The organism is Haloferax sp. DFSO60 (assembly GCF_046557615.1).
Lineage (GTDB): Archaea > Halobacteriota > Halobacteria > Halobacteriales > Haloferacaceae > Haloferax.
On sequence record NZ_JBKIII010000001.1, the window covers coordinates 1222531 to 1249530 of the forward strand.

Annotated in this window: 27 protein-coding genes, 3 tRNA genes and 1 pseudogene; 18 read left to right on the forward strand and 13 right to left on the reverse strand. The window is 58.4% G+C overall.

The annotated features are described in order from the left end of the window. Window position 1: 1 nt before the first annotated feature. Window positions 2-496 (reverse strand): DUF192 domain-containing protein, encoded by a 495-nt coding sequence (locus ACK509_RS06465; RefSeq protein ID WP_410765672.1) that lies wholly within the window; start codon window positions 494-496, stop codon window positions 2-4. A gap of 92 nt (window positions 497-588) precedes the next feature. On the opposite strand from ACK509_RS06465, the gene ACK509_RS06470 reads away from it, so the two are divergent. Next, a tRNA-Val gene (locus ACK509_RS06470) sits at window positions 589-662 on the forward strand. A gap of 167 nt (window positions 663-829) precedes the next feature. Here the strand turns inward: ACK509_RS06470 and ACK509_RS06475 are convergent. From ACK509_RS06475 to ACK509_RS06485, 3 genes and pseudogenes are all read right to left on the reverse strand, one after another. Continuing rightward, window positions 830-1288, reverse strand: coding sequence for a hypothetical protein (locus ACK509_RS06475; protein ID WP_410765673.1), 459 nt, complete (start codon window positions 1286-1288; stop codon window positions 830-832). Between the two features lies 1 nt (window position 1289). Continuing rightward, window positions 1290-4046, reverse strand: coding sequence for a hypothetical protein (locus tag ACK509_RS06480; RefSeq protein ID WP_410766258.1), 2757 nt, complete (start codon window positions 4044-4046; stop codon window positions 1290-1292). Window positions 4047-4238: 192 nt separating this feature from the next. Then, window positions 4239-5090, reverse strand: a pseudogene (locus tag ACK509_RS06485) (hypothetical protein); the annotation flags it as partial. A 78-nt stretch (window positions 5091-5168) separates the two neighbouring features. Between ACK509_RS06485 and ACK509_RS06490 the strand changes: the two are divergent. The 4 genes from ACK509_RS06490 (at window position 5169) to ACK509_RS06505 (ending at window position 7936) form a co-directional block, all read left to right on the forward strand. Further along, window positions 5169-5318 carry a hypothetical protein gene (locus ACK509_RS06490; protein ID WP_410766282.1) on the forward strand — a complete coding sequence of 50 codons (150 nt, stop codon included), beginning with the start codon at window positions 5169-5171 and terminating at the stop codon, window positions 5316-5318. 1332 nt (window positions 5319-6650) lie between these two features. Next, window positions 6651-7049, forward strand: coding sequence for a VanZ family protein (locus tag ACK509_RS06495; protein ID WP_410765674.1), 399 nt, complete (start codon window positions 6651-6653; stop codon window positions 7047-7049). Between the two features lie 62 nt (window positions 7050-7111). Beyond that, window positions 7112-7801, forward strand: a complete 690-nt coding sequence (locus ACK509_RS06500; RefSeq protein WP_410765675.1) for a hypothetical protein — start codon at window positions 7112-7114, stop codon at window positions 7799-7801. Window positions 7802-7862: 61 nt separating this feature from the next. After that, window positions 7863-7936 (forward strand) — tRNA-Phe (locus tag ACK509_RS06505). 272 nt (window positions 7937-8208) lie between these two features. Here ACK509_RS06505 and ACK509_RS06510 read toward each other — a convergent pair. After that, a complete protein-coding gene (locus tag ACK509_RS06510; protein WP_410765676.1) occupies window positions 8209-8388 on the reverse strand; it encodes a DUF1059 domain-containing protein in 180 nt (59 codons plus the stop codon). An 818-nt stretch (window positions 8389-9206) separates the two neighbouring features. Between ACK509_RS06510 and ACK509_RS06515 the strand changes: the two genes are divergently transcribed. The 4 genes from ACK509_RS06515 to ACK509_RS06530 all read left to right on the forward strand — a co-directional run bounded on the left by ACK509_RS06515 (window position 9207) and on the right by ACK509_RS06530 (window position 11538). After that, window positions 9207-9977 carry a hypothetical protein gene (locus ACK509_RS06515; protein WP_410765677.1) on the forward strand — a complete coding sequence of 257 codons (771 nt, stop codon included), beginning with the start codon at window positions 9207-9209 and terminating at the stop codon, window positions 9975-9977. Window positions 9978-10336: 359 nt separating this feature from the next. Then, complete coding sequence (locus ACK509_RS06520) at window positions 10337-10531, forward strand: cold-shock protein (protein WP_390224433.1); 195 nt, start codon at window positions 10337-10339, stop codon at window positions 10529-10531. A gap of 163 nt (window positions 10532-10694) precedes the next feature. After that, complete coding sequence (locus tag ACK509_RS06525) at window positions 10695-11420, forward strand: DUF2270 domain-containing protein (RefSeq protein WP_410765678.1); 726 nt, start codon at window positions 10695-10697, stop codon at window positions 11418-11420. A 44-nt stretch (window positions 11421-11464) separates the two neighbouring features. After that, window positions 11465-11538, forward strand: a tRNA-Phe gene (locus tag ACK509_RS06530). A gap of 473 nt (window positions 11539-12011) precedes the next feature. On the opposite strand, the gene ACK509_RS06535 is transcribed toward ACK509_RS06530, so the two are convergent. From ACK509_RS06535 to ACK509_RS06545, 3 genes are all read right to left on the reverse strand, one after another. Then, window positions 12012-12863 carry a DUF5995 family protein gene (locus ACK509_RS06535; protein ID WP_410765680.1) on the reverse strand — a complete coding sequence of 284 codons (852 nt, stop codon included), beginning with the start codon at window positions 12861-12863 and terminating at the stop codon, window positions 12012-12014. 92 nt (window positions 12864-12955) lie between these two features. Next, window positions 12956-14146: an MFS transporter gene (locus tag ACK509_RS06540; RefSeq protein ID WP_410766259.1), complete on the reverse strand. Its 1191-nt coding sequence runs from the start codon at window positions 14144-14146 to the stop codon at window positions 12956-12958. 86 nt (window positions 14147-14232) lie between these two features. After that, on the reverse strand, window positions 14233-14688 hold the full coding sequence (locus tag ACK509_RS06545; RefSeq protein ID WP_410765681.1) for a pyridoxamine 5'-phosphate oxidase family protein: 456 nt from the start codon (window positions 14686-14688) through the stop codon (window positions 14233-14235). Between the two features lie 147 nt (window positions 14689-14835). Here ACK509_RS06545 and nucS point away from each other — a divergent pair, with 147 nt between their 5' ends. Beyond that, complete coding sequence (gene nucS / locus ACK509_RS06550) at window positions 14836-15618, forward strand: endonuclease NucS (protein ID WP_410765682.1); 783 nt, start codon at window positions 14836-14838, stop codon at window positions 15616-15618. Here the strand turns inward: nucS and ACK509_RS06555 are convergent, their stop codons facing one another. Continuing rightward, window positions 15619-16266: a type 1 glutamine amidotransferase gene (locus tag ACK509_RS06555; protein ID WP_410765683.1), complete on the reverse strand. Its 648-nt coding sequence runs from the start codon at window positions 16264-16266 to the stop codon at window positions 15619-15621. Between the two features lie 151 nt (window positions 16267-16417). Between ACK509_RS06555 and ACK509_RS06560 the strand changes: the two genes are divergently transcribed. Together ACK509_RS06560 and ACK509_RS06565 are read left to right on the forward strand one after the other, a co-directional pair. Beyond that, window positions 16418-16948: a 50S ribosomal protein L16 gene (locus ACK509_RS06560; protein ID WP_410765684.1), complete on the forward strand. Its 531-nt coding sequence runs from the start codon at window positions 16418-16420 to the stop codon at window positions 16946-16948. Between the two features lie 41 nt (window positions 16949-16989). Further along, a complete protein-coding gene (locus ACK509_RS06565) occupies window positions 16990-17865 on the forward strand; it encodes a RimK family alpha-L-glutamate ligase (RefSeq protein ID WP_410765685.1) in 876 nt (291 codons plus the stop codon). Between the two features lie 11 nt (window positions 17866-17876). On the opposite strand, the gene ACK509_RS06570 is transcribed toward ACK509_RS06565, so the two are convergent. Beyond that, on the reverse strand, window positions 17877-18239 hold the full coding sequence (locus ACK509_RS06570; RefSeq protein ID WP_410765686.1) for an Hsp20/alpha crystallin family protein: 363 nt from the start codon (window positions 18237-18239) through the stop codon (window positions 17877-17879). A gap of 254 nt (window positions 18240-18493) precedes the next feature. On the opposite strand from ACK509_RS06570, the gene gap reads away from it, so the two are divergent. Both gap and ACK509_RS06580 read left to right on the forward strand, forming a co-directional pair. After that, complete coding sequence (gene gap / locus ACK509_RS06575) at window positions 18494-19546, forward strand: type I glyceraldehyde-3-phosphate dehydrogenase (protein ID WP_410765687.1); 1053 nt, start codon at window positions 18494-18496, stop codon at window positions 19544-19546. 94 nt (window positions 19547-19640) lie between these two features. Then, window positions 19641-20846: a phosphoglycerate kinase gene (locus ACK509_RS06580; RefSeq protein WP_410765688.1), complete on the forward strand. Its 1206-nt coding sequence runs from the start codon at window positions 19641-19643 to the stop codon at window positions 20844-20846. 18 nt (window positions 20847-20864) lie between these two features. On the opposite strand, the gene ACK509_RS06585 is transcribed toward ACK509_RS06580, so the two are convergent. Beyond that, window positions 20865-21059, reverse strand: coding sequence for a hypothetical protein (locus tag ACK509_RS06585; RefSeq protein WP_410765689.1), 195 nt, complete (start codon window positions 21057-21059; stop codon window positions 20865-20867). Between the two features lie 87 nt (window positions 21060-21146). On the opposite strand from ACK509_RS06585, the gene ACK509_RS06590 reads away from it, so the two are divergent. Next, window positions 21147-21635: a metallophosphoesterase gene (locus tag ACK509_RS06590; protein ID WP_410765690.1), complete on the forward strand. Its 489-nt coding sequence runs from the start codon at window positions 21147-21149 to the stop codon at window positions 21633-21635. A 48-nt stretch (window positions 21636-21683) separates the two neighbouring features. Here ACK509_RS06590 and ACK509_RS06595 read toward each other — a convergent pair whose 3' ends face one another. Then, on the reverse strand, window positions 21684-22751 hold the full coding sequence (locus ACK509_RS06595) for a type II glyceraldehyde-3-phosphate dehydrogenase (protein ID WP_410765691.1): 1068 nt from the start codon (window positions 22749-22751) through the stop codon (window positions 21684-21686). Between the two features lie 202 nt (window positions 22752-22953). On the opposite strand from ACK509_RS06595, the gene ACK509_RS06600 reads away from it, so the two are divergent. Next, window positions 22954-23913 (forward strand): aminopeptidase, encoded by a 960-nt coding sequence (locus tag ACK509_RS06600; RefSeq protein WP_410765692.1) that lies wholly within the window; start codon window positions 22954-22956, stop codon window positions 23911-23913. Window positions 23914-23922: 9 nt separating this feature from the next. Here ACK509_RS06600 and ACK509_RS06605 read toward each other — a convergent pair whose 3' ends face one another. Continuing rightward, window positions 23923-25221, reverse strand: coding sequence for a PQQ-binding-like beta-propeller repeat protein (locus ACK509_RS06605; protein ID WP_410765693.1), 1299 nt, complete (start codon window positions 25219-25221; stop codon window positions 23923-23925). A gap of 110 nt (window positions 25222-25331) precedes the next feature. Here ACK509_RS06605 and ACK509_RS06610 point away from each other — a divergent pair, with 110 nt between their 5' ends. Then, window positions 25332-25994, forward strand: coding sequence for an HVO_0476 family zinc finger protein (locus ACK509_RS06610; RefSeq protein WP_410765694.1), 663 nt, complete (start codon window positions 25332-25334; stop codon window positions 25992-25994). A gap of 66 nt (window positions 25995-26060) precedes the next feature. Further along, on the forward strand, window positions 26061-26999 hold the full coding sequence (locus tag ACK509_RS06615; protein ID WP_410765695.1) for a class I SAM-dependent methyltransferase: 939 nt from the start codon (window positions 26061-26063) through the stop codon (window positions 26997-26999). Window position 27000 lies beyond the last annotated feature (1 nt).

Below are 27000 nucleotides of genomic sequence, written 5' to 3' on the forward strand. Positions count from 1 at the left end.
TTTACTCGGTGACGATTCGGTCGCCGACTTCGATTCCGTTGTCCACCGTGTACTTGTACGGGAGTTCGAGGACGTAACGGCCTTCGCCGCGGTAGCGCGTCAGGTCTGACTCGCTCGTGCCTTCGGGGTCGAGTTCGGCGTGGTGAATCGTCGTGATGGTCCCGTTTTCGGCGACGAACACGATGTCGATGGGGAAGGCCATATCGCGCATCACGTAGGCGTAGGTGCCTGTCTCGTCGTGGACGAACCACATTCCTTCGTCTTCGCCGAGCGATTCGGTGTTGCTCAGGCCGGTGTAGCGTTTGGCGTAGGTGTCGGCGACACGAGCATCGACGGTCGCCAGCGATTCGTTCGTCTCGGCATCGACGACAGTGAGGGAGGTTCGGTTGTATTCGTCGGTCGTACCGGGGATGGCCGCGGGGTTGGTGACGTAGACGGCGACACCCGCGACGACGAGAATCCCGATGACGAAGGCGAACGAGCGGAGGCGGGCCATACTTCTCATGACGAGTGCCTGCTGTCTAAGGATTCCGGCGCGCGGTCGAAACAAAAACCGTTATCAGCGCGAACCGGTTCGAATGAAGTGCAGGGTTCGTGGTCTAGTTGGTTATGACGCGGCCTTTACAAGGCTGAGGTCGGTGGTTCGAATCCGCCCGAACCCATGTTTCTGTGCGAACAACGTGAGCCAGAAACATCTGTGAGGGCGGGAGAACCTTGCGGCAACCGAGCGTAGCGAGGTTGACGGAGTGGTTCGAATCCGCCCGAACCCACCCATTTGTCTATACGATGCTGAGCTAGTGAGTTCGAGTGAGACAGGCATCTAACCGTCTCAATGAGACAGGCCAATCCCGTAGCCGTGTTCTTGTGCAAACTCACAGAGTGCAAGATACTGCGTCTCGATTCGTAAGTCTCTGTGAAAGGTTTCGGTGGGATTTTCGACGTGTTTCAACTGCTCGAAGAGATTGTGTAACTCCGCAATCGTCTCGCCGTAGATTACTAAGTCGTCAGTTCCTTTTTGCTTGTAAAACTCATAGAGCTGATTCGGGTCTTGTTCCCCAACGTGATTGAGGTCTTCAAATATATCTGACGTTACTTGAGAAGTGATGAAGAATCCAAACTCTTCAAGCATAGTCTTTCCACCCTGGTAATCTGGGTCGGTTTCGAGCGTCGGCCACTCACGCTCTGGTTCGACTCGTTTCTTCCGTTCGAGAACATACGAGTAGTACTGCCGAATCGTTTCGAGCGTCTGTTCCTCCTCCGGAACCTCAAGATAGAGTGACGTGCCCATTTTAGTTCTCCATCGAGTCTAACGTTTTGAACAATTCGTGCAACTCATTCCGAGTGTATCCGAGCGATTCGTCGAATCCCGCATTTTTCGGCCCTACCGTGATCATCTTATCTACATCTCTCCCCGGTTCAAAAGGTTGAATCTCAATCTGGTTGGCGGAGATGCCTTCTGGGGAGGTTTTTGTAATCGCCTTGTCAGTAACCTCTACTTCTATAATCTTCCTGACTTTATTAATGACTTGGCCTTCTGCTTCAAGTCGTTTGTGACCAATTTTGGTCTCGAATATCATCGTTATCTTCCCGTCAGAGTTCCTGATGAGGTGGTCAATTTCGGTTTTCGAACCATCGCTAAAGAAGATATCAATCCCTTTCTGCGGTGATGGTGGCAGAATCTCATCACCAGATTTCAGGTACTTTGGAAGTACCGTTTTCGCTGCCAATATTTCACCGACATCTCCCCTTTCACTCACGGCGTAGCCTGAATTTCGAATGGTCTTGAGGCCTGAAAGGTGTTTATCGAGTCGAATGCCATTGTGAGCCAACTCTTCGACTCTGGAAGGGCGCACACCGAATTCAATTAACTCAACACCGGCGTCTAGAGCATTCTGTCGAATGGCGATATCACGCAGGGCTCGTGCGTCGAGTCTCTGAGCCAAGAAAGCCCCATCCTCCGAGTCGAGGGCCGTTTTGAGGATTCTCTTTTGAATTATAGTCGGTTGGTCGTTGAAACCATCAATCTGTTTTGTGACATCTACTATCCGCTGCGTACTCACCCCAGTCTCGACAGAGACATCTGCAAGGGTACTCGCAGTCCTTTTCTGCACGCCAGATTTCACGAGATTGCCTTCAGTGACACCCTTTCGGAACTCGGAGATGGTCTTCGTGCTACCGAGTCTACCAACCACCCTCTTGGGGACTCCTTTGATTTTCCCTCCCGTCTTCAGAATCAAGAGTTTCCCAGTAGCAGCAGCGAGTTCTGGATTGTGGCGGATGAATTTGACCGTGATGACCGTCGCATCGGTAACGTCTTCGGCGGTATCGATCGCAAAGCTCCCAGCGGCAACCCCAGCACCGACGCCGGTCCACGAGGTGACAGCGCCGAGAACCGTCCCACCACTCGTGATAACGCTCACTCCGGCACCGCCACAGTCGAGGATGTTCGCACCCGTCTCGTTCGTCCAGACGACACAGTCACGAGTGTCTGCTGCTGCGTCTGCAACAGGGACGATACTGAAGGCTAGCCACCCACCGAAGTATTCGAGCGAGTGTGAGCCTTCAAGGTCCTTGACGATACCATATTCCCCGTAGAATGCCCCCCTCGCGGCGTTGGCGGCGTAATTGCCGCTGGCATCGATGATGGAGACATCAGATGCATCTTGTTGTACCTCATCGTAGACCGTAGGATTGGGGTCCTCGTAATCTGACCAAGCATCGTTATCGGTATTCACCGAAAGAGGGTCGAGTTCTGACCAGACACGCGTCTCTTCGTAGTCTGTAAGCCCATCTCGATCAGAGTCGCTCTGCACCGGGTTACTCTCGAGTCGGAAGTATTGCCCGTAGTCGTTCAGCGTTCGTACACCGACTTCCTGGCCGTCAGAAAGCCCGTCACCGTCTGTATCTGCGTTGTATTTGTCGGTGAAATACGTCTCTCCTCGACCAGTTCGAATCCCGCCAGTTTCGACAGAGTCGGCTAATCCGTCGCCATCAGTGTCGTAGGAGATGCGCATCGATTCGAGGGTCACTTGCGAGTCGTTCAACGCGACGAGGCGGAACGAGACCCTTTCGCCCGCGAATTCGGAGAGGTCACGACGAATCGTATCAGAATCACTGCGAGAGCTATCGTCACCTTCTCCAGTAATTTCGAATAATTCTGTAATCTCACGATCCTCGTCGACGATGACGAACATCGCAGTGGAACGTTCCCCTTTCGCTTGGCCTGATACTTCTGCTTCGAGGCGAATCTCTTTCGCATTCGAGAACGTCAGCGACCGACCATACGTGGAGTTCGAGACCCGTTCTCCCTCGTCGATAGGCTTGGTCGGGTCGTCGGCGTCAGGGTCGTCGCTCGGAGGGGAGGGGTCATAGTCATCGTCGTCGTCCCCGCCAGTGTTTCCGTCGTCCTCGTCATCTTCGTCTCCGCTATCTAACGGGCAACCACCGAAGTACGTCCCTGCCTCGTTCGGACACGTGTCCTCTGAATCTCGAATCCCATCCCCGTCAGAATCGATTGGACAGCCGTTTGTGCCCGCACCCGGTGTCGTGTCACACTCGTCGTCGTAATTGATGACGCCATCCCCATCGTCGTCCTCAAGTTCACTTTCGGGAATACACTCGCCATCAGCATTCATCCTGCAAGCGATGCCGAACTGAAGGGTTGCAACCGATTTCTTCTCGGTAGACTGGGCTCCCACGGTCACTTCGTCACTGGAGGTTTCACACGTAGGGTCGTTTTCACCGAAACACGACCAGAGATTTTTATCCGCTATCTTGCCTGTGTCACTCCAATTTGTTGGGAGCGGGTCCGCAAACTGTACTGCCCATGCGGATTGCTCGAACACTACGAACGTTCCAAACTCTTCTGTCTTGCCAGTGACAGTGTTCGACTTAGCGTCGGTTCGAGAGTCGAGCTTGACAAACGTCTGCTTACTTCGGTTGTACCTGAACACTGCCAAGTCAGATTCGTTCGAAACCCCTCCAACGCCGTAGTCGAGTGTGACATTGGCTGATTCGACCTCGGGCCCCGCCTCGATAGAGACCATCTTCGAAGCACTCGCGTTCGCGACAACCGAATTATTCAGTGATGGCTCCGGGTTTGGCTCGACCGAGACTGTCTTCGCTGCGTTCCCCTTTCCTTGGACAGTGATGGACGTACCGAGCGATTCGTTGGCTGTCTCGGTAATGAACGTCTCATTCCCGTCGGAGACGCCATCGCCATCGGAGTCAACGACCAGTGGGTTAGTCCCGAGTTCGAGTTCTTCACTGTCGAGTAGGCCATCCCCATCAGTGTCGGGGAGTAAGGGGTCGGTTCCGTGGTCCAACACCTCTTCGGCGTCGGTCAACTGATCGAAATCGGTGTCGACCAGTTCAGGGCTCGTTCCGTTATCCTGCTCACTCAATGCGGGTAAGCCATCTCCGTCAAGGTCTTCTTTGGCGTCCAGTAGACTATCTCCGTCCGTGTCAGCCTTCGTGGCGTTCAGGGCACTCGTCCGTAGTTCGAAGTCGTCGAAGAGACCGTCACCATCGGTGTCTCGGCTCAATGGGTTAGTTCCAGACTTAAACTCGTAGAACGTAGTGACACGGTCGCCATCGAGGTCTTCGAGCCCGTCAACCAACCCATTGCTAGACTCGTTTGCGTCTGTCTCGTTCGAGTCGCTGTCAGGGTCGAACGGGTCTGTCCCTACAACTCGCCGCTCGTATTCGTCTGGAAGCCCGTCACCGTCGAACCCAACAGAGGCCGAAGAGTGTTGGACATGGTGGATATCTAACTGGTCTTCCGAATCGTAGCCATTATCTGCTACGTCGTCACCAGGGTCTACCGCACTGACGGTCACACGGGTAGTGGACGTGTTACCGAGCGTTTGAGGTGGAACCGAAATCGTTCTATTGAACTGAACAGTCGTCGCTGGGGTAGTAGTCTCCGTCAAATCGAATTCGTGACTTTCGTTGTCGATACGGAATTTGACGTCTATCTCGTATGGCCGAACATCGAACACGCTCGCATATACTGAACGGTTTATTGGCTTGTCGTGTGGGAAGTCAGAACCGGTAGAAAGTACGACTTGAGGCTCGACGGCTTCGTCCATGATATCGATGGCACGTTGGGAAGCAGTCCACGCACGCCGATAATGCTCTATTGCACCGACTGGCCTTGGTGAGCGCTCTTGGACACGGTTCGCCTGTTCGAGCGCACGTCGTGCTTCATCGAGGTGCGCAGCGACGGCGGTACGGTTGTACGAAAGATTACGTTCGTCGAGGGCTGTGCGAGTGTGTTCGGCATCGGCGAGCGCTTGCAACGCGAATTCACGGTCTGATGCGATGAGCGCTCCAGTTGCATTCGGTGCAGAGGTGATGGCGGACGAAGCGACCTTGTGATCAACACGGAAAATGGCAGCAGTAGTCGTTCTGTTCTCGTCGAGATGGTATCCGTACGACGCTTCCAACTCGCTCACAGAGCGTTCGATTTTATTCCTGTTACCGGCCGTAGAGGCAACGAGATGTGCGATAGCGGCGTCTCGATATGCTTGTGCACTCGCTCGTGTCTGCGGGACGACGATGCGCTGAGGTTTCGCAAGCGATGTCGAATTATTCGATGTGAGTTCAGGTGAAGAACCTCCAAATCCTTCCTCACGTGATAAACCCAGTGCTATCTGGGGACCAAGACCGACCGTGTTGTTTCCATCGAGCGCCCAACCCGGCTGCGGGGTAGTAGAGTTCGATGAGCCCGATTGTCTGTCTTTTTTTGGACCGTGGCGGGCCTCCTTCTCTCCATCTTTTTCGTGCGCTCTGTTGCTCTCGTCGGCGCCGGAACCACCACGCTTGTCTTGCTTCTCTCGGTCGGCATTGCTCGCGTCCTTCCTCACGTCACCCTGATTCGCTCGATTATCCGTAGAATCGTCCTGTGCGTGTCCGTTGTCCTTGCCCTTGTCCTTGCCCTTGCCCTTGCCGTTGTCCGTATCCTTGCTGTTGTCCTTGCCCGCATTTTTCGGATCGCTTTCGTTCGAGTTCTCGTTCTTCTTCTCAGGGCGTTGGTTTTCATCTCCTGAACGCTGATCTTCACGAGAACTGTTCCCCTTCTGTTTCGAATCCTGATCGTTGCCTCGATTACCCCTCTTCTTGGACTGTTCGCCTGATTCCTGTGTACTCCGTTCTTCCCCGGGCTTATACTGTACAGAAGTCCCGTCAGAAGCGTCGTCACTGGCCGACAGCCAATCAGCGTCGACCTGAAGTACGCCGCCGTCTGGACCAGAAATCGCCGCTGAACCGACCGACGACGAGATGATGAGAATCGAGAAAAAAACCGCAATGAGTCGAGCGAAGGAGAATGCCATATGGCATACAATCATATTATTTATATAAATTTTCCTGTCCATCCATTTGGCAGACATGTGCTATTGGCAACCACACTAAAACACCGTCACACAGGGTGAGAGTCGGAATAACTGAATTGAGAGAGTCGATGATCTCAGAACGGCGGGGCTGTGAAGTTGCGTATTGAGCGTGTGAACAACGGGAGTGTGAGCAGCGAGGAGTCTGTGGCAGTCGTGTGGGCAACGAGAATTTGGGTCATGGAGCGATAGCGACCGAAGTTCGGCCCGACCACTCCACACAAACAACCCTTTCTCTCCCCCACGCCGACACAGAGTGTGAAACCCTCCACAGCCCTCAAACGACGCCCACGCCGAACGCTCGCAGTCGTCGGCTACGCCCTCGCGGTGTTCGTCGCCTCCGTGGTCAACCCACCGGGGGGCAGCCAAGAGATGGCAACCACAGGCCCCTTCGGGCTCGTCGGCGCGGACAAGTGGCTACACGCGATTGGATACACTATCCTGAGCGCGGGGGTCGCCTCGGCGCTCGACGCGCAGACGCGACGGCTGTTGCTCGTCAGTGCGGGAATTGCCGTCGTGTACGGTGCAGGAATCGAAGTCGTACAGGGATTCTTGCCGTATCGAAGCTTCAGCCTCGCTGATTTCGTTGCGAACGGCGTCGGGGCGGCCCTCGGAGTGGCGATTTGGACCGCCGTCTGTCGAGGATTGAACACTTGATAAACATCTTGTGAGTAGGGTTATCATGCCCTCCCGCTAAGTGGGTCAACGCGAGGGCAAAAATGGGCATTGGCACAAAAATGGGCATTGGCACGAAACGGACGGCAAAAGCACTGGGACTTGTAGGTGCGGCCGCCACAGGAACGTATTTACTGGCACTCCGACCGTGGCACAGTCGGTGGGGGGCAACGGACGACGAAACAGGCACTCCGCTTCCGGGCGACGATTTCGTCGCGGACGCGACGTTGAGTACGACACGGGCAATCACGATTGCAGCACCCCCACTGGCGGTCTGGGCACGCGTTATCCAACTCGGGCACGAGGCACACAATCCGATGGAAGGCCCCGAGTTTGGCGATTGGTTCGGTTTTTCTATACGGAGTCATAACCCACACGGCACGGACGGGCAACTTTCGTTGGGAGACGAAGTCCTGCTTGGACCGGTAGTATCGGGACTGCCAGCCTTCTCAGTCGCAGTCATCGACCCGGGGCGAACGCTCGTATTGAGTACGCCCGGGTGGGAGACAGGTTCGAGTACGGCAACGTGGACGTTCGCGTTGCGGCGGGTTGGCCCCGGTGCAACGAGGCTCATCGTTCGGTTTCAGTCGCAACCACGGACACTCGGTGAGCGGGTGATGAACCAACTCGTCGTCGAGCCACTCCAGTTCGCGCGCGAGCGAGCATTGCTCAAAGGCGTTCGAGAGCGGGCAGAGCGGGCACAATCGGTCCCTCGCGGAGGACGACGAAGGTAACTCGTCGCCGACGGTCGATTCGAAAGCCTTTTTCCCTCTGTCCGGCTTCGGAAGAATGCAAGCCGCCTTAGCTCAGACTGGGAGAGCACTCGACTGAAGATCGAGCTGTCCCCGGTTCAAATCCGGGAGGCGGCATTTTCCTGCGAACGACGTGAGCAGTGAAAATGCTCCCGAACGGATTCTGAATCAAGGAGTGAAGTGAGCGCCAGCAAACGGAACGACTGGGGTTCAAATCCGGGAGGCGGCATACTTCTCTGACACCAACCACCGAGCGAAGCGAGCGTGGTGGGTCTGCAATCGACACAGAGTCGAATGGAGTAACTACTGAGAGACAGAGCGTGTCGGACAAACGTCGGTGGAATAGTCCGACCAATACCCAAAAACAGGGGGTGTTTAGCACACCCACACTACGCTTCGACAGACTTCACGTACTGCTCTTCGATTTCTTCGAGGCTGAAGTCTTTCCCGTGCTGTTCGTGAACGTGTTCTTGTGTGGCGCGAAGCAGTCGGTCCTTGTCCTCATCTTCGGTCCGCATCATGAATACACAACCCGAAACGGCTGTGTTACACTCGACTTGTAACGTCATTGTTCCTCTCACTCTCCCCTCGGGGGTAAAGAGTACAACAGGAGACATGATAACGATTTTTCGATGTTATCAGGAGCATCAATGCGGTCACACTGTCCTCACTAAGAGACTTGACTGTGGCCGATACAGTTCAGAAGTCACCCGCCAGAGAGTGCCATCTCCCCGACTGTACCCAGCGACTTCGGGGTGCGTTGAAACGACAATGGTACAGAATATCAACAAATCAGATAGCTAAGCAACCCATATGTAAATGGATTTGAGGCGGAGACAAGTCCTAACCCCGAATAGTGGAGTCTGAAACGTCAGTTCAAACCAAATCTCCCAGGCGTAATACCAGATCGATACAAGAACCAATCGGACGGAAAATCACACAGTAAGAAGGTTAGTTGCGTTGGACCACCGATTAGGCTTCCAGCGTAGAATTTCTGCCGAGATTAACTTCGGATGGGATCACGGCTAGGAAGACGTATAGCCGGTTAAAAAACCAGATAGAGGGCGCAGGAAGCCACAACATAACTCAGCGAAAAGAGTTAATTTCTGCGTGAGGACAAGCGCCTGTTAAACATCTTATCAGTATTGTAACCGCGAAATACAGCGATTTGGGAGTCTCAATAACAATGTGACAATGGGAACACTATATGGCTATGTCTCAGGAACAGCAAGTGCCGAGACGGACCCCTTCGATTCGAAGGCGAGCCCTCCTACAAGGAATCGGCGTAGTACTCGGGACTGGCCTCATTACAGGGCAAGTCGCCGGGAAAGTGTCGAGTCACGCAACCCACTTTTCCACTAGCGACCAGTCGAGTTCGGATGGCCTCGTGTGTACAGTCACACAGGGGAACGAAACCTACGAACTGGTCCCCTTAGTTGGAACAGACCCAGTCGAAGAGTTCTACGACCTTCGGATTCCAGAACTCAACGCGGCAGATAACGGTGGAACCGACCCCGGAGAGGGTCCGTACTTCGCTTCAATCGGGACCGAATACCTCCAGCGCGAAGGCAGTTCAGTGCTGTTCCTGTACCACGGACCGAACGGCCTGAGCCTCGTTATCGTCCACGGAAAACTGTACGAAGGTGGCGAGAGCGCAATCACGATTGAGTACGCCAACCTCCCGGCTGGCCTCGAATGGCTCGTTAGAGACGACTACTACATCAACCCCAACACCGGCCAACGCGCGAGTACGAACTACGACAACTGGGACACCACTGGAGCGAACCGGCTTATCGACTGGCGCTGGGCCGCTGCCCGAACCGACGGTGGTGTCTTAGGCTATCTCGATGGCCCGTTCTCCATCACCGTCACCCCGTTCTTCAACGAAGACGCTTCGTTGTATCAGGACGGGTTCGCGGACCTCACCGCGTGGGAAATCCTCACCGGAGACCTTGAGTCCCCAGACCGCATCTCGCTCGACTTGGACGAGCCAATCACAATCACCTGTGAACCAGCCTCCAACGACGATGACCAAGGTGACGACGGCAAGGACGAAGATAATGGCGACAATGGCGACAATGGCGACCACGGCGACAATGGCGACCACGGAGACGACGGCAAAGACGACGACGACGGAGAGGAAATCTGTGAGGTCTAAACACAGAATCACTCAAACCAGACGCGTCAAACCTCTGTAAGGGAGTTCATCCTACTTTTTTGGAACTAATTGGCAACCTAAGCAACTCGTATCTACCACAGAGTGGGTTGAGAAGCCAGCAAATAGGCGATGGGTACGAGCAATAGGGGGTGAAGAAACCAGCTCTTTACGGAGCGGTGGTTCTTCGGAGAAATCCAACAATCAGAGGCACAAATCGCAATTAGTAGCCGAATCCGACTACGTAAGCGCACAACTGGGAGTGACTTGTGCTATTTTGAGAGGCAGATTCGATACACGTCCTGCGGTTGGCATATAATTGCACAAGACTTATCTGTCTCACCCGGCACTGTTCAAAAGCAATGGCGAAAGGTACGGTTGATTTCTTCAACGACACTGGCGGCTATGGTTTCATCTCGACTGAGGACGCGGACGACGACGTTTTCTTCCACATGGAAGATGTTGGCGGTCCAGACCTCGAAGAGGGTCAGGAAATCGAATTCGACATCGAACAGGCCCCCAAGGGCCCCCGCGCGAAGAACGTCACCCGCCTCTAAACAGGCCGACGTTCCACCGCTGAACTTCACACACTGACGAACTTTCTTCCGTTTTTCACACCCGTTACTGGCAAGTCTCGGACCCGTATCGGTGTCGTGTGCAGAAATTCGAACGAGTCAGAAGGCTCATATCCTTTGCCAGTTGTGCATAAAATGAACAACAATGCGCGACGAGCAGGAGCAGATAGACGCTCCGGGTCCCGCCGACTCACACATTGGAGAGGGCCTGTTCGACGAGACGATGGGACCGGGATCGTCGTTTGCACACCTCTATCGTGGAGAAATCCACCGTATGAAATTGTGGCGAGAGCGACTCGATAGAACGAGCAACTGGGCAATTACGCTCATGGCAGGTATCCTGACGTGGTCGTTTTCCGCACAAACGCACCCCCACTACATCATCTTGCTCGGTGTCGTCACGCTCAGTATCTTCCTGTGTATCGAGGCCCGACGCTTCCGTGCGTACGACATCTGGCGTTCTCGCGTCCGGATGTTCCAGCAGAACGTCTTCGCTTACGCGCTCGACCCGGAAGGTGGCGTCGTCGACGAGAATTGGCGGCAGAAACTCGGAAACGACTATCGGATGCCGAACATGAAGATGTCTTTCGAGGAGGCCCTCGCACACCGGCTTCGGCGGGTGTACCTCCCGCTCTTCGTCGTGATGCTCGTCGCGTGGGTTATCCAGCTGACGGCCTACACCGACACGGCGAATCTCTTGGTGAGTGCAGGAATCGGTAGTATTCCCGGTACCGTCGTCACCGGTCTGGTGGCCACGTTCTACGTGGGGATTACGGCCATCACGTTCCGCCCGCGTAACTGGAAGGTCAACGGTGAACTCATTCCAAGTGATGTGACGGGGTGGAATCGACCAGAACGCGACGAGGCATAGAGATTCGAATCGTTTTTTAGGTTCCTTCGCCTCTGTGTGAGTGCGCCGCCTTAGCTCAGACTGGGAGAGCACTCGACTGAAGATCGAGCTGTCCCCGGTTCAAATCCGGGAGGCGGCATTTTCCTGCGAACGACGTGAGCAGTGAAAATGCTCCCGAACGGATTCTGAATCAAGGAGTGAAGTGAGCGCCAGCAAACGGAACGACTGGGGTTCAAATCCGGGAGGCGGCACTTCTCTGACACCAACCACCGAGCGAAGCGAGCGTGTTGGTGTCTGTACGTGCGAGCCGACCGATTGAACCCGGCGAGTCGCAACCGCGAGTGAAACGAGCGGTCCGTCTCGATTCGGTTCAAATCCGGGAGGCGGCATTTTCCTGCGAACCACGTGAGCAGTGATAATGCTCCCGAGTGGATTCTGAATCAGCGAGCAATGTGCGACACGGAGTGCCGCAGAAAGACGAACGGCGAAGCCGTGAATCGCGTTGCGAGTGAGGTTCAAATCCGGGAAGTAAATGCCCAACCTCAACAACGGCCCATACTCCAGCGCACGGTGAAAAGGAGTCAACTGAATATCCCGCTCACACACGCTCGACTACCCCGATTCACCCGTTTCGAGGCGCTTCAACCGCTCTCCGACTATCGATGTCGAAGTCGGGACGAGAATTAACTGTCCAGCACCGAGGGTGAGACTTCGAAGGTACCACCGAACGCCACGTCTGAGTGTTTCGTACCGAATATCGGTCAGTGCAACCGCGCCGCGCCATGCATTGCGGCGTCCTTCTCGGAGCGTAAAAAACGAGAGCGCCTCGTCGAGTCGGCCGAGTGAGTCGTCGAGTACCGCCACTCCGGCGGCGTATCGCTCGGCGATGAGGTCTTGCTCTTCGTCCACGAGTCGCTGAAGGACGTGGTTGATTGCTCGATGGTCTTCGTACTTCTGTGTGCGGTTTGGGTCGATACCGACTTCGTGGAGCGCGAGCGCAAGGTCGTAGTTCACGTGCGCGTTGACGCCGAGCAAGACGTCTTGGAGGACGAGCGAGTCGCCTGCCAGAGCGGTTTCGAACGACAGTTGCCACGGGTCGGGGACGACCGTAGTATCGCCACGCTCGAAGGCATCGAACGCCCGACGGTAGTGGTCAGCAAATGTAACGAGGTAGTCGGTGACCCATGCCGAGTCGTGAAAGGACCCGGTTTCGATGCCGTCTTTGACCTCGCTCGTCACGCGGGCGTAGATTGTGAGAAAGGCGGCCCGTCGGTCGCCACGGTCGTAGAGGAGTGCTTCGAGTGCCGAGAGTCGGTCGTGAACGTCCGCAACGTCGAGAAACGGCGCGCCGGTGAGTTCGAGGATTTCAGCCGAAGGCTCGTGGTGGATGCCGGAGAGCGTGGGGTTCGTCGTTCTGACTGCTCTCGCAATCTTTCGACCCTCCCGAAGCGTCGTCCGGCGCATACGACCATTCGAACGTCACTCAGCAGGATAACAGTGCCGCCGCCGAGACACTCACGAAACGGTGGCAGTACGGGCGACCAGTCGAGACCTGCTCAGCCACGCCCACCAGCGAGCTTGGTTGCGGCCGGAATTCGTCGCAGTCGCAACATCGCCAGCGTGCCCACGGCGGGACCGACAATCAAGGGGGCAAACGCCCACTGCCAACCGACGACCTCGGCGATGATGGGCGTGAGTTGAATCGTGAACACGGTCAGGAAGAATCCAAGCGCAGTCTGGAGCGTGAGCGCGGTTCCCATATAGCTCGGGTCCGCGAGTTCGGAAACGGCGGTTGAGAACTGCGCAGAGTCCGCGACGATAGCAAACCCCCACACGAGGACGAACGGGGTGACGATGAGCGGGGACGCGCCGAAGACGACTCCAGCGAGAAGGCAGGCAGTGCCGCTGATGACCAAGCTCGCGGCGGTTATCGTCGTTCTGCCCCAGCGGTCTGCGGCCCGTCCGGCGACGAGCGCGCCGAGTCCGCCGATGGCAATCGTTCCGAAGGCAGTGAGCGCGGCGGCAGTCGGCGTTGCGAGTGGACTCTCGGACGCCTCGTACGAGATTGTGAGAAAGAGCGGAATCCACGTCCACACGGCGTACAGCTCCCACATGTGGCCGAAATACCCGAGGTTGGCGAGCAGCGTCGGTCGGTCACCGAGGATGCGGCGGACTGCACCGGGGTCGAATGGGGCGGCAGGCGATTGATACGGGCCGGGGCGGACGAGAAGAACGAGGAGTGCGCTGAGGGTTGCGAATCCCGCCGCGCCGATAAGTACGAGTCGCGGTTGGTCGATGCCGCCGAGTGCGCGGAGTAGGTGCGGCAGTGCGGTTCCTATCGTGAGCGCACCGATGAGCGTGCCAATCGCCAGCCCTCTGCCTCGTCGGAACCACCCTGCGATGAGTTTCATTCCCGGTGGGTAGACACCGGCGAGTGCGACACCCGTCACGAATCGAAGACCAACCGCGACGAACGCAGACTGGACGACGGTCGCGAGCGCCAGCGTCGCGCCCGCACCAACCAGTGCCGAGGCGGCGAAGAGATACCGAGTCGGGATGACATCAGAGAGTGTGAGCGCGGCGGAGACGAGCGCACCGGCGACGAATCCGAACTGGACTGCCGTCGTCAACCACGCGGCTTGTGTGGCCGACAACCCCCACACGACAGCGAGTTGTGGCGCGACGGCGCTCGCGCTAAACCACAGCGACATCGCGAACAACTCCGCCAACGAGAGGACGGCGAGCATTCGCCACTTTGGTTCGTTCACACCCGCTCGAATCGTAGCGCGAAGTGACGAAGAATCACGGGCGTGCATCGGTTTTGGCTCGGTCGTTAGCTTCCTCTGCTCTGTTGGCCGGATTGTGCGTCGATGCGGAACTCCCAGACGAGGATATCCTGCATCGGTTCGGTCTCAGAGAAGAGGCTCGGATACCACGCGTTGTCACCGAGGACCTCTTCGACGCGGTGCCAATCGCCGTGTTCGACGCGGTGGAGCGTCCCGTCGAGGACGACACTTCGCCAATCGTATCGAGACTGCGCTTCCCAGACGGTGAAACAGGCGTGTTCGGTCCGCTCAGCGAACGCTACTTTCTTCGAGGTTTCGCCGGGTTGGAGGAACATGAAGTACAGAGAATTGTTCTCTTCGTCGTAGCCGAACGACAGTGGGATTCCGTACGCGGTGCCCTCATCAGCGAGCGAGAGAACCCCGACGCCCTCCTGTCGAAGGAGGTGCGAGATATCCTCGTCGTCCATTTCGGAGCCACTGAGTTCTGCGAAATCCGGAACCATGTGAGTAGTACGCACGGGATCAGCATAAGCATGACAACAACGAGAGATGAGTGAGCATCGAGAACGAGAAGAACGTGAGTACCGAGAGCCACCGTCCACGACGAGGGGCTTATCCCCGGTGGCGACAAAGCGCAAGCCGACACCCAGATGACGGTGAACACACTCCATCGACCGACGCACCGCGATGCACTCGTTCATCTGGAAGCGGCCATCGAGCGCGGCGACCTCATCACGATGTTCGGTCGGTGTACGGTCGATTACGACGGGCGAGCGACGAGCGAACTCGGCCCCGGCGACCGATTGGTGATTTTGAAACCCGACGGGTCGATTCTCGTCCACACCGACGAAAAGCGCACGCCTGTCAACTGGCAACCACCGGGGTGTACGCACACGGTGAACGTCCGCAACGGCCAACTCCGCGTTCGAAGCACGCGCTCGAACCCCGACGAACGACTCGACGTGTGGTTCGACCGAATCGAGCAGTGTGCCGCCTACGCCGTCAACGACCGAAGTGACCTCGAACTCGCCGGGAGCGAAGAAGACCTTCGTCAGCACATTCTCGCCGACCCGTCGGTTCTCGAAGTGGGCTTCGAACCGCTCGAAACAGAACGCCAGAGCGACGCTGGCGCGCTCGACATCTTCGGCGAAGACAGCGACGGAGTCCCCGTCGTCGTGGAGTTGAAGCGACGGCGAGTCGGCCCATCAGCGGCGAGCCAGTTACGGAGATACGTCGATGCGCTCAAACGCGAGTTCGGCGACGACGAGCCTGTTCGCGGGATTCTCGTCGCCCCTTCGGTTACCGACCGCGCGGCGGCCATGCTGGAGCGCGAAGGCTTGGAGTTCGTCGCACTGGACCCAGAGACAGGGAAACCGCCAGTCGAAACCGGCGAGAGAGAAGAAGAAACAGACTCCGCCGAGGACGACACCTAATCAGTCGATTCCGGCGAGTCGAGCGAAGTTGGACACTGTTTTGTCGGCGGTGACGTTCCCGAAGTCGCGGTCGGCTTCGTCTTCTGGCCATCCGAAGTCGTCGGCGATGCGGTCGAGCAGTTCGATGGTGAACTCGGGGTGGTACTGTGTAGTCCAGACGGGTGCATCGGTGTGCCGAGTTGCGAGGTGGTCGTAGTAGGATGCAGCGCCAATCGTCTCCATCTCGTCGCCCGGTTCGAGAACGTAGTCGCCGTGGACCATCGGAATCTGGTTCGAGATATCGTCGAAGAGCGGATCATCTAATTCGACATCGACGATTCCGCGTTTCTGGTCTCCTGCTTCGACAGTCCCACCGAGCGCGTCGTTGACGAGTTGGTGGCCGAAACAGACGCCGTAGGTCGGGATTTCGCGCTCGACGAGTTCGTGAACGAGTGCGCGCCCGTCGTCGATCCACGGTCGGTCGGCCGTCTCGTAGACACCTGCGGTGCTACCGGTGATGATGACGGCATCGACGCCCGGGAGGTCGGGAATTCCCTCTTGCGGAATCGAGTGTACTGCACCCTCACGGCCTTCGAGAGCGAGCGTGGCGAGCGCGTCGGTGAAGTACTGCGGGCCGTCGGTCGGCATCGTATCGCAGACGAGAATCATCGTGTGGACCGAGGCAAACCGGTTTGATAAGTATGTCTCTTGGTATCACGAGGCGGGAAAATCGGTGTGCCGGGCGGTCGCAGGTGGTGATTCCCGAACGATGCTTCGAAGCGTTTTTAGCCCGTGTGACCCTCAGACCTCACAAGTAACTATGTCAGACAAACCCGCCTCTATGTACCGGGAAATCAAGAACCCGGCGTACACGCGACGCGAGTACATCACGGGCATTCCCGGTTCCAAAATCGCACAGCACAACATGGGCGACCTGCAGGCGGACGCCGAAGACTACCCCGTCGAGATTAGCCTGAAGGTCGACGAAGACGTTCAGATTCGCCACGGCTCGCTCGAATCCGCACGTCTGTCGGCAAACCGTCTCATGCTCAAGCACGCAGGCGAGAAGCAGTACAAGATGATTCTGCGCAAGTTCCCGCACCACGTCATCCGCGAGAACAAGCAGGCAACCGGCGCAGGTGCAGACCGTGTTTCCGACGGAATGCGCCAGTCGTTCGGTAAGGTCGTCGGGACGGCCGCCCGCATCCCACGCGGCGACACCGTCTTCAGCATCTACTGCAAGGTCGAAGACGCCGCAACCGCGAAGGACGCCCTCCGCCGCGCCTACAACAAGATGTCGCCGCCGTGCCGCATCACCGTCGAGCGTGGTGAGGAACTCCTCGTCGCGTAATCGCACGAACCACTTTTCCCGTATCGCTTCTCTGGTAGCGTATGCTCCGACTCGCAGTGACGACCACGAGCGAAACTTTCGCGCGCATGCGAGACCCGCTCGCAGCGCGTGGAATCGAGGTCGGACACCTCCCGGCCAAGCAGTTCGCGCTCGACCTCGCTCGCCCACCCACTGACGAGTTCGACGTTGGCTTCGTCTACCCCTCACGGATGATGGAAGGCGGTGTCATCGACGCTCGCTACGACATTCCGTGGGTGAACACGCGCGAAGACATTCTCACCTCGCGGAACAAAGGTGGCGTCATCGCCGCACTCTCGCGCGCGAACATCCCCGTTCCGAAGACCATCGCCGTCTCGAACCCAATCGACGACGACGAACTCGTCTCCGCTATCGAATCTGCAGGTCTCGACTTCCCGCTCGTCGTCAAACCCAACTCGACCACGCGAGGCGTCGGCATCGCCAAAGCCCACGACGTGGACTCCCTGCTCGGTATCATCGACCACCAGAACCTCGTCCACGACTTCCGGGCGACGGGCGACAAATCCTATCTCGTCCAAGAGTGGCTTCCGCGCGCCCGCGACTACCGAATCATGGTACTCGATGGTGAGGTAATGGGTGGCGTCGAACGCCGACTCTCGAACGATGCGAGAGACGATGGCCGGTGGAAGCACAACGTCCACCGCGGGGCCGACGCGGTTGGCATCGACGTACCCGACGAGCATCGAAGACTGGCCGAGGCGGTGGCCGATACGTTGGGGATTCGCTATCTCGGCGTGGACCTGCTCGAATCGAACGGGCGACTCGTCGTCTCGGAGACGAACGCCCGGCCGACTATCGACGACGCTGGAAAGTACGATTCGGGCTTTTTCGACACGCTCGCGGCGCTCATCGAGCGGGTTGCAAAAAGTTCAGAATAAGACGCGATTCGTTACTCGACGTCGATTGCAGCGGAGTCCTCGGCGCGGTCGAGCGTGACCTGCAGAACGCCGTTGTTGAACGTCGCTTTGGCGGAGTGTTCGTCCACGCGGACCGGCAGGCGGATGCGCTCGTCGAACTCTCGAAGGTCGCCAGCGGCGCTAATCGTAAGCGTTTCTCCATCGCACTTGAGGTCGATAGCGTCTTTGTCGATGCCCGGGAGGTCCGCGACGAGTCGGAGTGTGTCACCCTCATCAAATACGTCGATGTGGGTTTCGGAGGCGAACCCGGCGTTGCCTCCAGTCATGTCATTCATCATCCGTTCGATTTCGTCGAAGATGTTATCGAACGGGTCGTCACGGTCGTCTCTGACCATGGGGGCCGCTATGAAATCTGAGGCTATAACGCTTCTGGCCACGACAACCAAATGATAGCATATCGCCATGAGACGGCGTCGTGCGGTTCATTTCGACGGGTCCGAATCTCGACGCACGCCGCCGGTTACTGCGCGAATGTGATTGCTTGTGTGAGATTCATGATTGTCTTTGAAAGGTAACGTTCGATTACGCCGGATTTACCGAAACAGATATACTGATTCCTCTCCGATAGCTACGTGGATACTACTCGAACATGAGTGAAAAATCCTACCTTAGTGCGGGCGCGAACGTGGACGAATCGGACGTGGTGCGGGTTGCACTCAACGGATTCGGGCGAATCGGCCGGAACATCTTCCGTGCCGTCCTCGAAAATCCGAAAGTCGAACTCGTCGGCATCAACGACGTCATGGACTTCGAGGACATGCGATACCTCGCAAAGTACGACTCCGTCCTCGGACGTCTCGACGGCCTCGAACTCGACGGTGACGCGCTGACTATCGGCGGCACCTCGGTGAGTCTCTACAACATCCAGTCCCCCGCTGAACTGCCGTGGGGCGAACTCGATGTGGACGTGGCTCTGGAGTGTACCGGTATCTTCCGGACGAAAGAAGACGCCTCGGCTCACCTCGAAGCAGGTGCACAGAAGGTCGTCATCTCGGCACCACCGAAGGGTGACAAACCCGTCAAACAACTCGTCTACGGTGTCAACCACGACGAGTACGAAGGCGAAGACATCGTCTCCAACGCCTCCTGTACGACGAACTCCGTCACGCCGATTGCGAAGGTTCTCGACGAAGAGTTCGGCATCGAGAACGGTCTCTTGACGACCGTCCACGCCTACACGGGCAGCCAGAACCTCATCGACGGCCCCCACTCGAAGCAGCGTCGTGGCCGCTCGGCCGCCGAGAACATCGTCCCGACGACGACTGGTGCCGCACAGGCCGCCACCGAGATTCTGCCACAACTCGACGGCAAACTCGACGGCATGGCGATTCGCGTCCCCGTCGTCAACGGGTCGCTCACCGAACTCGTCGTCCGACTCGAAGACAAGCCCTCTGTCGAGGAAATCAACAACGCATTCCGCGCGGCCGCAGACTCCGGCCCGCTCGCAGGTGTCCTCGGCTACACCGACGACGAAGTCACCTCGCGTGACATCCTCGGCCTGCCGTTCTCCAGCACCGTGGACCTCAACACGACCAACCAGGTCAACGACGGCGGTCTCTACAAGATTCTGACGTGGTACGACAACGAGTACGGTTTCTCCAACCGGATGCTCGACGTCGCTCACTTCATCACCCACCAGTAAGCACCACTACACTGGTTCCCCGGACTGACTGACTCGGCCCGATTTCCGGGCCAACCTCCCCACCACTAAGTAACACCTCCACGTTTTCCCAACTATGTTCAACACGCTCGACGACCTCGACCCGGAGCAACGCGTACTCGTTCGTCTCGACCTCAACTCACCCGTCGAAGACGGTGAAGTACAGGACAACCGACGGTTCGACCGACACGCCGAGACGGTCGCAGAACTCGCCGACGGCGGCCACCGTGTCGTCCTCATGGCCCACCAAGGCAGACCCGGCGACGACGACTTCGTCTCGCTCGAACAGCACGCCGACATCCTGTCGGGACACATCGGGAAGGATGTGAAATTCGTCGCCGACACCTATGGCGACGAGGCCATCGAGGCCATCGAGTCGCTCGACGCGGGCGAGGTTCTCCTGCTCGAAAACGTCCGCATGTGCGACGACGAACTCCCCGAGGAAGACCCCGAAGTCAAAGCTGAAACCGAGTTCGTCCAGACGCTCGCACCCCACTTCGACGCCTACATCAACGACGCCTACTCCGCGGCCCACCGCTCGCACGCCTCACTCGTCGGATTCGCACTCGAACTTCCCGCGTATGCGGGTCGCGTGATGGAATCCGAATATCAGGCTAACTCCTCGATTGCGACACGCGAGTTCGACGGGCAGGTGACGATGGTCGTCGGCGGGACGAAAGCGACCGACGTCATCGACGTGATGAACAACCTCGGCGACAAGGTAGACCAGTTCTTGCTCGGTGGCATCGCGGGCGAACTGTTCTTGCGCGCCGCGGGCAACGAAGTCGGATTCGACCTCGAAGGGATGGACTTCTTCGACGACCAGTGGGAGGCGAATCGAGAAACTATCGAGTCCCTCCTCGACGAACGTGGCGACCAAATCAAACTCGCCGTGGACCTCGCTTACGAGGACGAAACCGAGGACCGCGGTGAAATCGCCGTCGCAAACATCACCGAGAAAGACCGCCCGTACCTCGACGTTGGTTCGATGACCGTCGACGAGTACGACCCCATCATCCGCGACTCTGAGGCAGTCTTCGTCAAAGGCGCACTCGGTCTGTTCGAAGACGAACGCTTCGCCGTCGGCACGGTGGGCGTCCTCGAAGCAATCTCCGAGACCGATTGTTTCTCCGTCGTCGGTGGCGGCGACACCTCGCGCGCAATCGAGATGTACGGCATGGACGAAGACGACTTCGGCCACGTCTCTATCGCTGGCGGTGCGTACATCCGCGCACTCACCGGCGCACCGCTCGCGGGCGTCGAAGTGCTGAAACAAGACTAAACACGCGCGTTTCTTCAGCTATTTCGCAGACAAGAGTAGTATTCTCACCACTCGAACGACGGCGAGCGCGACTACCGAGTAGCACAGTGCCAGCGCCACGACGCCGAGCCAATTACTCTCCGGATGTGGCTTTTCGACTCGCCCAGAGAGCAACACGACAGCACCGACGAAGGCGACAAAGATTCCAGTCAGTTCGAGTGTCACGGCCACCATACTCTGTGGTATATCTACACGACGTGTGGCACTCCGTGAAATAGATGTCTATGAAATTTGATGTCCGTGGCGAGCAAATGGTGGGGTATGAAACTCGGTGTCGTCTCCGATACGCACGATAACCTCGAGTACGTCCACGCCGCAGTCGAACACTTCGAACGGGAGAACGTCGATGTCGTCGTCCACTGCGGTGATATCGTCGCCCCGTTCTCGGCCACGCCGTTCGACGCCGAATTCGAATTTCACGCCGTCCGCGGCAACAACGACGGCGAGTGGAAACTCCGCGAGATTGTAAACTCCTTTGGCACCTATCACGACGATTTCGCCCACCTGACCATCGACGGCAAGGACATCGCGGTGTATCACGGGACCGAACCTGGCCTCGTCGAGACGCTTCTCGAATCCGACGCCTACGAGTACGTGCTTCGCGGCCACACCCACGAGCGGTCGCTCGACTACTACGGGGCGACGACGCACGTCAATCCCGGTGGCCTCCCGATTCCGGGGGCAGACGAAGCGTTCCACGTCGCCGTAATCGACCTCGCAACAGAGAACGTCGCGTTCGAGACGATTTGAGCGACGGACAGAAAAGAGCGCGAAACTGCGGGTGAACAGACGGACCGACTAGTCGTCGGCGAACTCTGCGCGCGCCTGTTCAGAGAACCCAGAAGGGTCGCCGGAGATGCCGATGCCGAGACGCCGGTCTGTGAGTTCCATACTCGTCTTCTGGTCTTCGAGTTCGAACATGGCGCGAATCGCGTCCACGTTCTCCGGAATCACGTCGGATTCCTGGTGGATTGCCTGGAAGAGATAGAGGTCACGACCGGAGACGCCGATGGACTCGCCCCAGACACAGTTCTCCCACATGTCGCCGCGCGGGCGGTTCGCGTCGAGTGCGAAGTCCTTGAGTTTGCCAGCACCGTCGATGCCGAGGCCCTCCGGAATGACGTACACGCGGTTCTCGCCTTCGAGCAGTTGGCGGACGTGTGCGCCCGTCACGTCGTCACCGAGGGTGACGTTGAGGGCGTGAACGTGCATCAGCGTCGCCGGGACTTTCAGTCCAAGCGTGTCGATTTCGAGGTCGGGGAAGATGGTCTTCACGTCGGGGCCGTGGTGCGAAGGAACCGAGATTGGGTCGGGAAGAATGTCGTTGATTGGCCCCCGAGAGTTCTGTCCGGGGTCGCCACCGCGGCGAACCAGTGTCGCACGGACTTTCTCGACGCCGTACTCTTCTTTCAGGGGAGCGATGATGCGCGAGAGACCGGTCGTGTTACACGAGACGACGCGGACGTAGTCGGCGTCGCGGGCCGAGTCATAGTTGGCGCGAGCGTTGAAGCTCACCTCGGCGACGTCCGAGCTTTCGCCGCCTTGGAAGATTGCGGGCGTGTGGTGGGTTTCGTAGAGTTCGCGGTTGCGTGCGCCGATTCCGGAGGGCGTACAGTCGACGATTACGTCGGCTTCGGCGACGAGTTCGTCTACTTCGCCAGCGAGTTCGATACCCGCTTCAGAAAACAGGGGCGCTCGTTCGGGAATCGCGGCGTACATCGAATAGCCACGTTCGACCGCGGTGTGTGCTTCGAAGTTGGGCTGTGTCTTGGCGACGCCGATGATTTCCATATCGGGTTGCGCCTCTACGGCATCGGCAACGCGCTTTCCGATTGTACCGTAGCCGTTGACTCCCACTCGTATCATGCATACATGACCTCTTTCACCGAACATAGTTATTTCGATGGTTAGAAGCCAGAAATTAACTCTCAACCGAGTGACTCGCTCGATTATCTCTGAGGCGAGTGAAGTTGGGTCAAACGGGGGAAATCGAGGGCCATCGTTGCATTACGGCGGCGTTTGGTCACAGATGGGAATGCCTAACCGACCAGACACACCATGCACATTCATGACCTACTCCGATGCGGACCTCCGGGCCGCCAGCGAGACGGCGATTCACCAGTGTCTCGACCTCCAAGCCGACGAGTCGCTCGTCGTCGTCACCGACGACAAACGAGAAACGATTGGCGAAGCACTCTACGAAGTCGCCGCCGAGGTGACCGACGACGTCTCCATCATTCGCTACCCACCGGGCAACCAACACGGCGAAGAGCCACCAGCACCGGTTGCCGCCGCGATGGCAAACGCCGACGCCTTCCTCGCGCCGACGACGAAGAGCCTGAGTCACACTCGCGCACGCGGGGCCGCCTGCGATGCGGGCGCTCGCGGTGCAACCCTTCCCGGAATCACCGAAGAAGTGTTCGTGACCGGTCTCGACGCCGACTACGACGAGATTTACCGACACAGCAAAGAGATGCTCGAAGCAGTCGGCGAGGCCGACGAAGTTCGGGTGACGACCGAGAAAGGAACGGACATCACCTTCGTCCGCGGTGACCGCGAATGGCTCGCCGACACGGGCTACATCGCCAACGAAGGCTCCTTCTCCAATCTCCCAGCGGGCGAAATCTTCCTCAGCCCCGTATCTGCCACGGGCACCTACGTCGTTGACGGGACCATGATGCCGCACGGCCTGCTCGACGACGACCAAGAACTCCGCTTCGAAGTCGAGGACGGTTTTGTCACCCGCATCTCCGACGACGATATCCGCGAACAGGTCGAAACCGCCGCCGAGGAGGTCGGCCAAGACGCCTACAACCTCGCCGAAATCGGTATTGGAACCAACGTCGGCGTGACCGACCTCGTCGGCTCCGTCCTCCTCGATGAGAAGGCCGCTGGGACGGTCCACATCGCTATCGGCGACGACGCGGGCATCGGCGGCGACACCGACGCACCGCTCCACCTCGATGGCATCATCCGCAAGCCGACGGTGTACGCTGACGGCGAAGAAGTCGAACTTCCGCAGCCCTAGTCTCTCTTTTCAGCCGAGGAGACACTCCCCGGCGATTGCTGTCGCACACGACTCGTAGCACCGGAGTTCGCCATTTCCGAGTGCGACGTAGAGTGCGCCATCGACCAGTGCGAGACCCGATGGCGATGCCGAGACAGAAAGTTTGCCGACCCCGCGAACTTCGCCGGTCGAGGTGTCGAGCGCGTAGAGGTAGTTCGGCGTTCGCTCCTCGTCGGTGTGTTCGACGACGACGTAAATTGTCGCACCGATGATAGCGGGCGTCCAATCGAACATCACCAGCGGGTCCGGCCCGAACGACCACTCCAGTTCCCCGGTGTCGAGTCGGCGAGCGAGCAGGCGATTGTCGTCACAGTAGTAGACGAGCCCTGCCGTGGTTGCGACGCCAGCGGTGGACCACTTTCTCGCGGCGTGTTTCCAACGAACCTCTCTGCTTCGACGGTCGAGAGCGACCACGTATCGCTGGTCGCTGTCGCTCCCAGCCACGTTCTCGCTCACCGTGGTCAGAATCGTCTGGTTGGTCACCGTCACGGGTCCGGCAATCGGCATCGACCGCTCCCACAGTCGCTCGCCGGTTGCGATGTCGAGTCCGACGAGACCCGAATCGCCGCCGAAGAAGGGAACGTACACGGTGTCACCGAACGCGGACAATGTCCACGGAAACCGTCGTGTCGAGAACCCCGCCTCCCACACCGGGTCGCCGGTCTCGGAATCGAGCGCGACGACCTGTACGGGTGGTTCTCGGTCCCCGTAAGTTGCAGTAATCGCCAGTTCATCGGAGACGATGGGTGGCGCGATAACTGGCCACGGTTGGTCGGTCGTCGGAATCGGTTCGGTCCACAGAAGGTTCCCGTTAGTATCCAGCGCGTGTAGCCCTTCGAACGTCCGGGCGTAGAGTCGGTCCTTCTCGACTACGACCGAGTCATGATGGAACCGATTTTCTTCTCTGTCGGCGACAGAAACAGTGGTTCGCCACTGTTCCTCGCCCGTCTTCGCATCGTACGCCGAGACGACCGACTCGTGTTCGGTATCGTAGCCACCCCGCGTGTGCAAGTAGTAGACGACGCCATCGGAGACGACGGGCGAACTCGTCGGAAAGCCATCGAACACCTCGGTTCGCCACGCGGGATAAAGGTCTCCTTCCACCCCCCTTCCGGGTGTTGCACCCGTTCGGGCGTCATCGCCCCCGTAGCGCGACCACATTCCGTCGTAGGTTGGGCGGTCTTGGATTCCCGAGAGGCACCCCACCGTCGTCACCAGCGCGGACGCGCCGAGCGTGGCGAGAAATCGGCGACGGGTCGGGGAAGGCATGGTGAGACGTTAGCTGTTCGACATAAAAATGGCTCGGACGCCGCGGCACCGATTCCCACGCGCACGAGGAGAAAGGCGGGTTTTTACGCCCTGAACGGATATCCGACCGTATGAGCCTACCCGACGCCGGTGAACGCGTCCCACTCTCTTGTCCGACGTGTTCACCCTCCGACCCCACCGTCCACGAGGTGCTCAAGCCCGGCGGTCACTCGACCGTCCGCTGCACCGAGTGCGGTCACGTCCACAAAGAGAAAATCGAAGTCCCGGACGAAATCGACATGGACGTCGTCGTCTCGCAGGACGGCTCGTCCGTCTCCACGACCGTCTCGGCACCGAAAGAGGCGACCATCGAGATGGGCGACGAGTTCATCGTCGATACCCCCGAAGCGATTCAACTCGTCCGCATCACGGGCATCCAAGTCGGCCCCGAACAGCGCGTCGAAGAGGCGCTGGTGAAGGATATCAAAACCGTCTGGACTCGCGTCGTGGACAACGTGAAAGTCAACGTCACAATCCACCCGAAGGAAGGTGACGGCTACAACGAAGAGACCCGCAGTATCACCGTCAACGTCCCCGGCGACTACGAGTTCGTCGTCGGCGAGTCCGAACAGTTCGGCGACGAAGAGGTCAAAGTCGAGGGCCTCGTCGTCCGCGCCGACGCGCCCGAGTACCGCCACGGAAAACTCGACCACCCCGGCGATATGGTCTACGCGAAGGACGCAAAACGCGTCTACACCCGCGACGAATCCTCGTCGGCGTGGTCCGCCTGGTAAGCAGACCGGGTCTCTTTCGAACGACCATCAGAACGTGTTTTTGTGCTGGCCTGCATCCGGACAGGCATGCCGACCCGCGACCGCTCACGGTTTTCTATCGAATCGCTCGCACTCTTGTGGGCCGCCCGCGAGAGCGGCGTCATCGACGCGCTGACGACGAACGCAGGCACCGCTGAGCAAGTCGCAGACGAAGCAGGAATCGACCCCCGAGCGGCGCGTCTCACTGTCGATGCACTCGAATCGATGGGCTTCATCAAGCGCGTCGGCGACGAGTTCGAGATTACGAATCGCGCATTGGGCTTTCTCGCCAAGCGCGACGTGCGCTCGATTGGCCGCCTGCCCAACGCACTCGACCGGTTTTCGCTCTACGCCGCGCTTCCGGAGACGATGGCGACTGGAGACGCGCCGCCCTTCCCAGACGACTGGGCACGAAACCGACTCGGCGCGCACGACGCAACCGACGAAGCGGTCGTTCGAGCGTGCGTGACGTCCGCCGTCCGTGCGAATCCACGTGCCGAGCGCGTCCTCGATTTTGGCGGGAAATCCGGCGTGTTCGCCCGCGAGTTCCGCGCTCGCGGCTACGACGTGACCTTCCTCGACGACGGTGAGATGGTCGAAATCGTTCGACCACTGCTCTCTCGTGCCGGAATCGACCTCGTTGCGGGCGACGTGACGAATCCCCCAGTTTCCGAGTTCGACCTCGTGTTCGCCGACGACGCGTTCGTGGGCCACGACCCAGACTCTGCCAAGCGAGTCGTCGAAGCCGTCTACGATGCGCTCGCACCCGGCGGAACAGCGGTGTTCATCGACGCGCTGTCGAACCGGTGTTCGGTGGCGACGACGACCCAGCGCGCGGTCGATGCGCTCGCATATGGCCGTGGGGAGTGCTACGACGAAGAACAGGTCAGAAAGTGGGTTTCCGACGCCGGGTTCGAGCGCCCGACGATTCGCGATATTCCGGGGACCGACGCGCAAGCAATCGTGTGCGAGCGTGCGGTTCATTAAC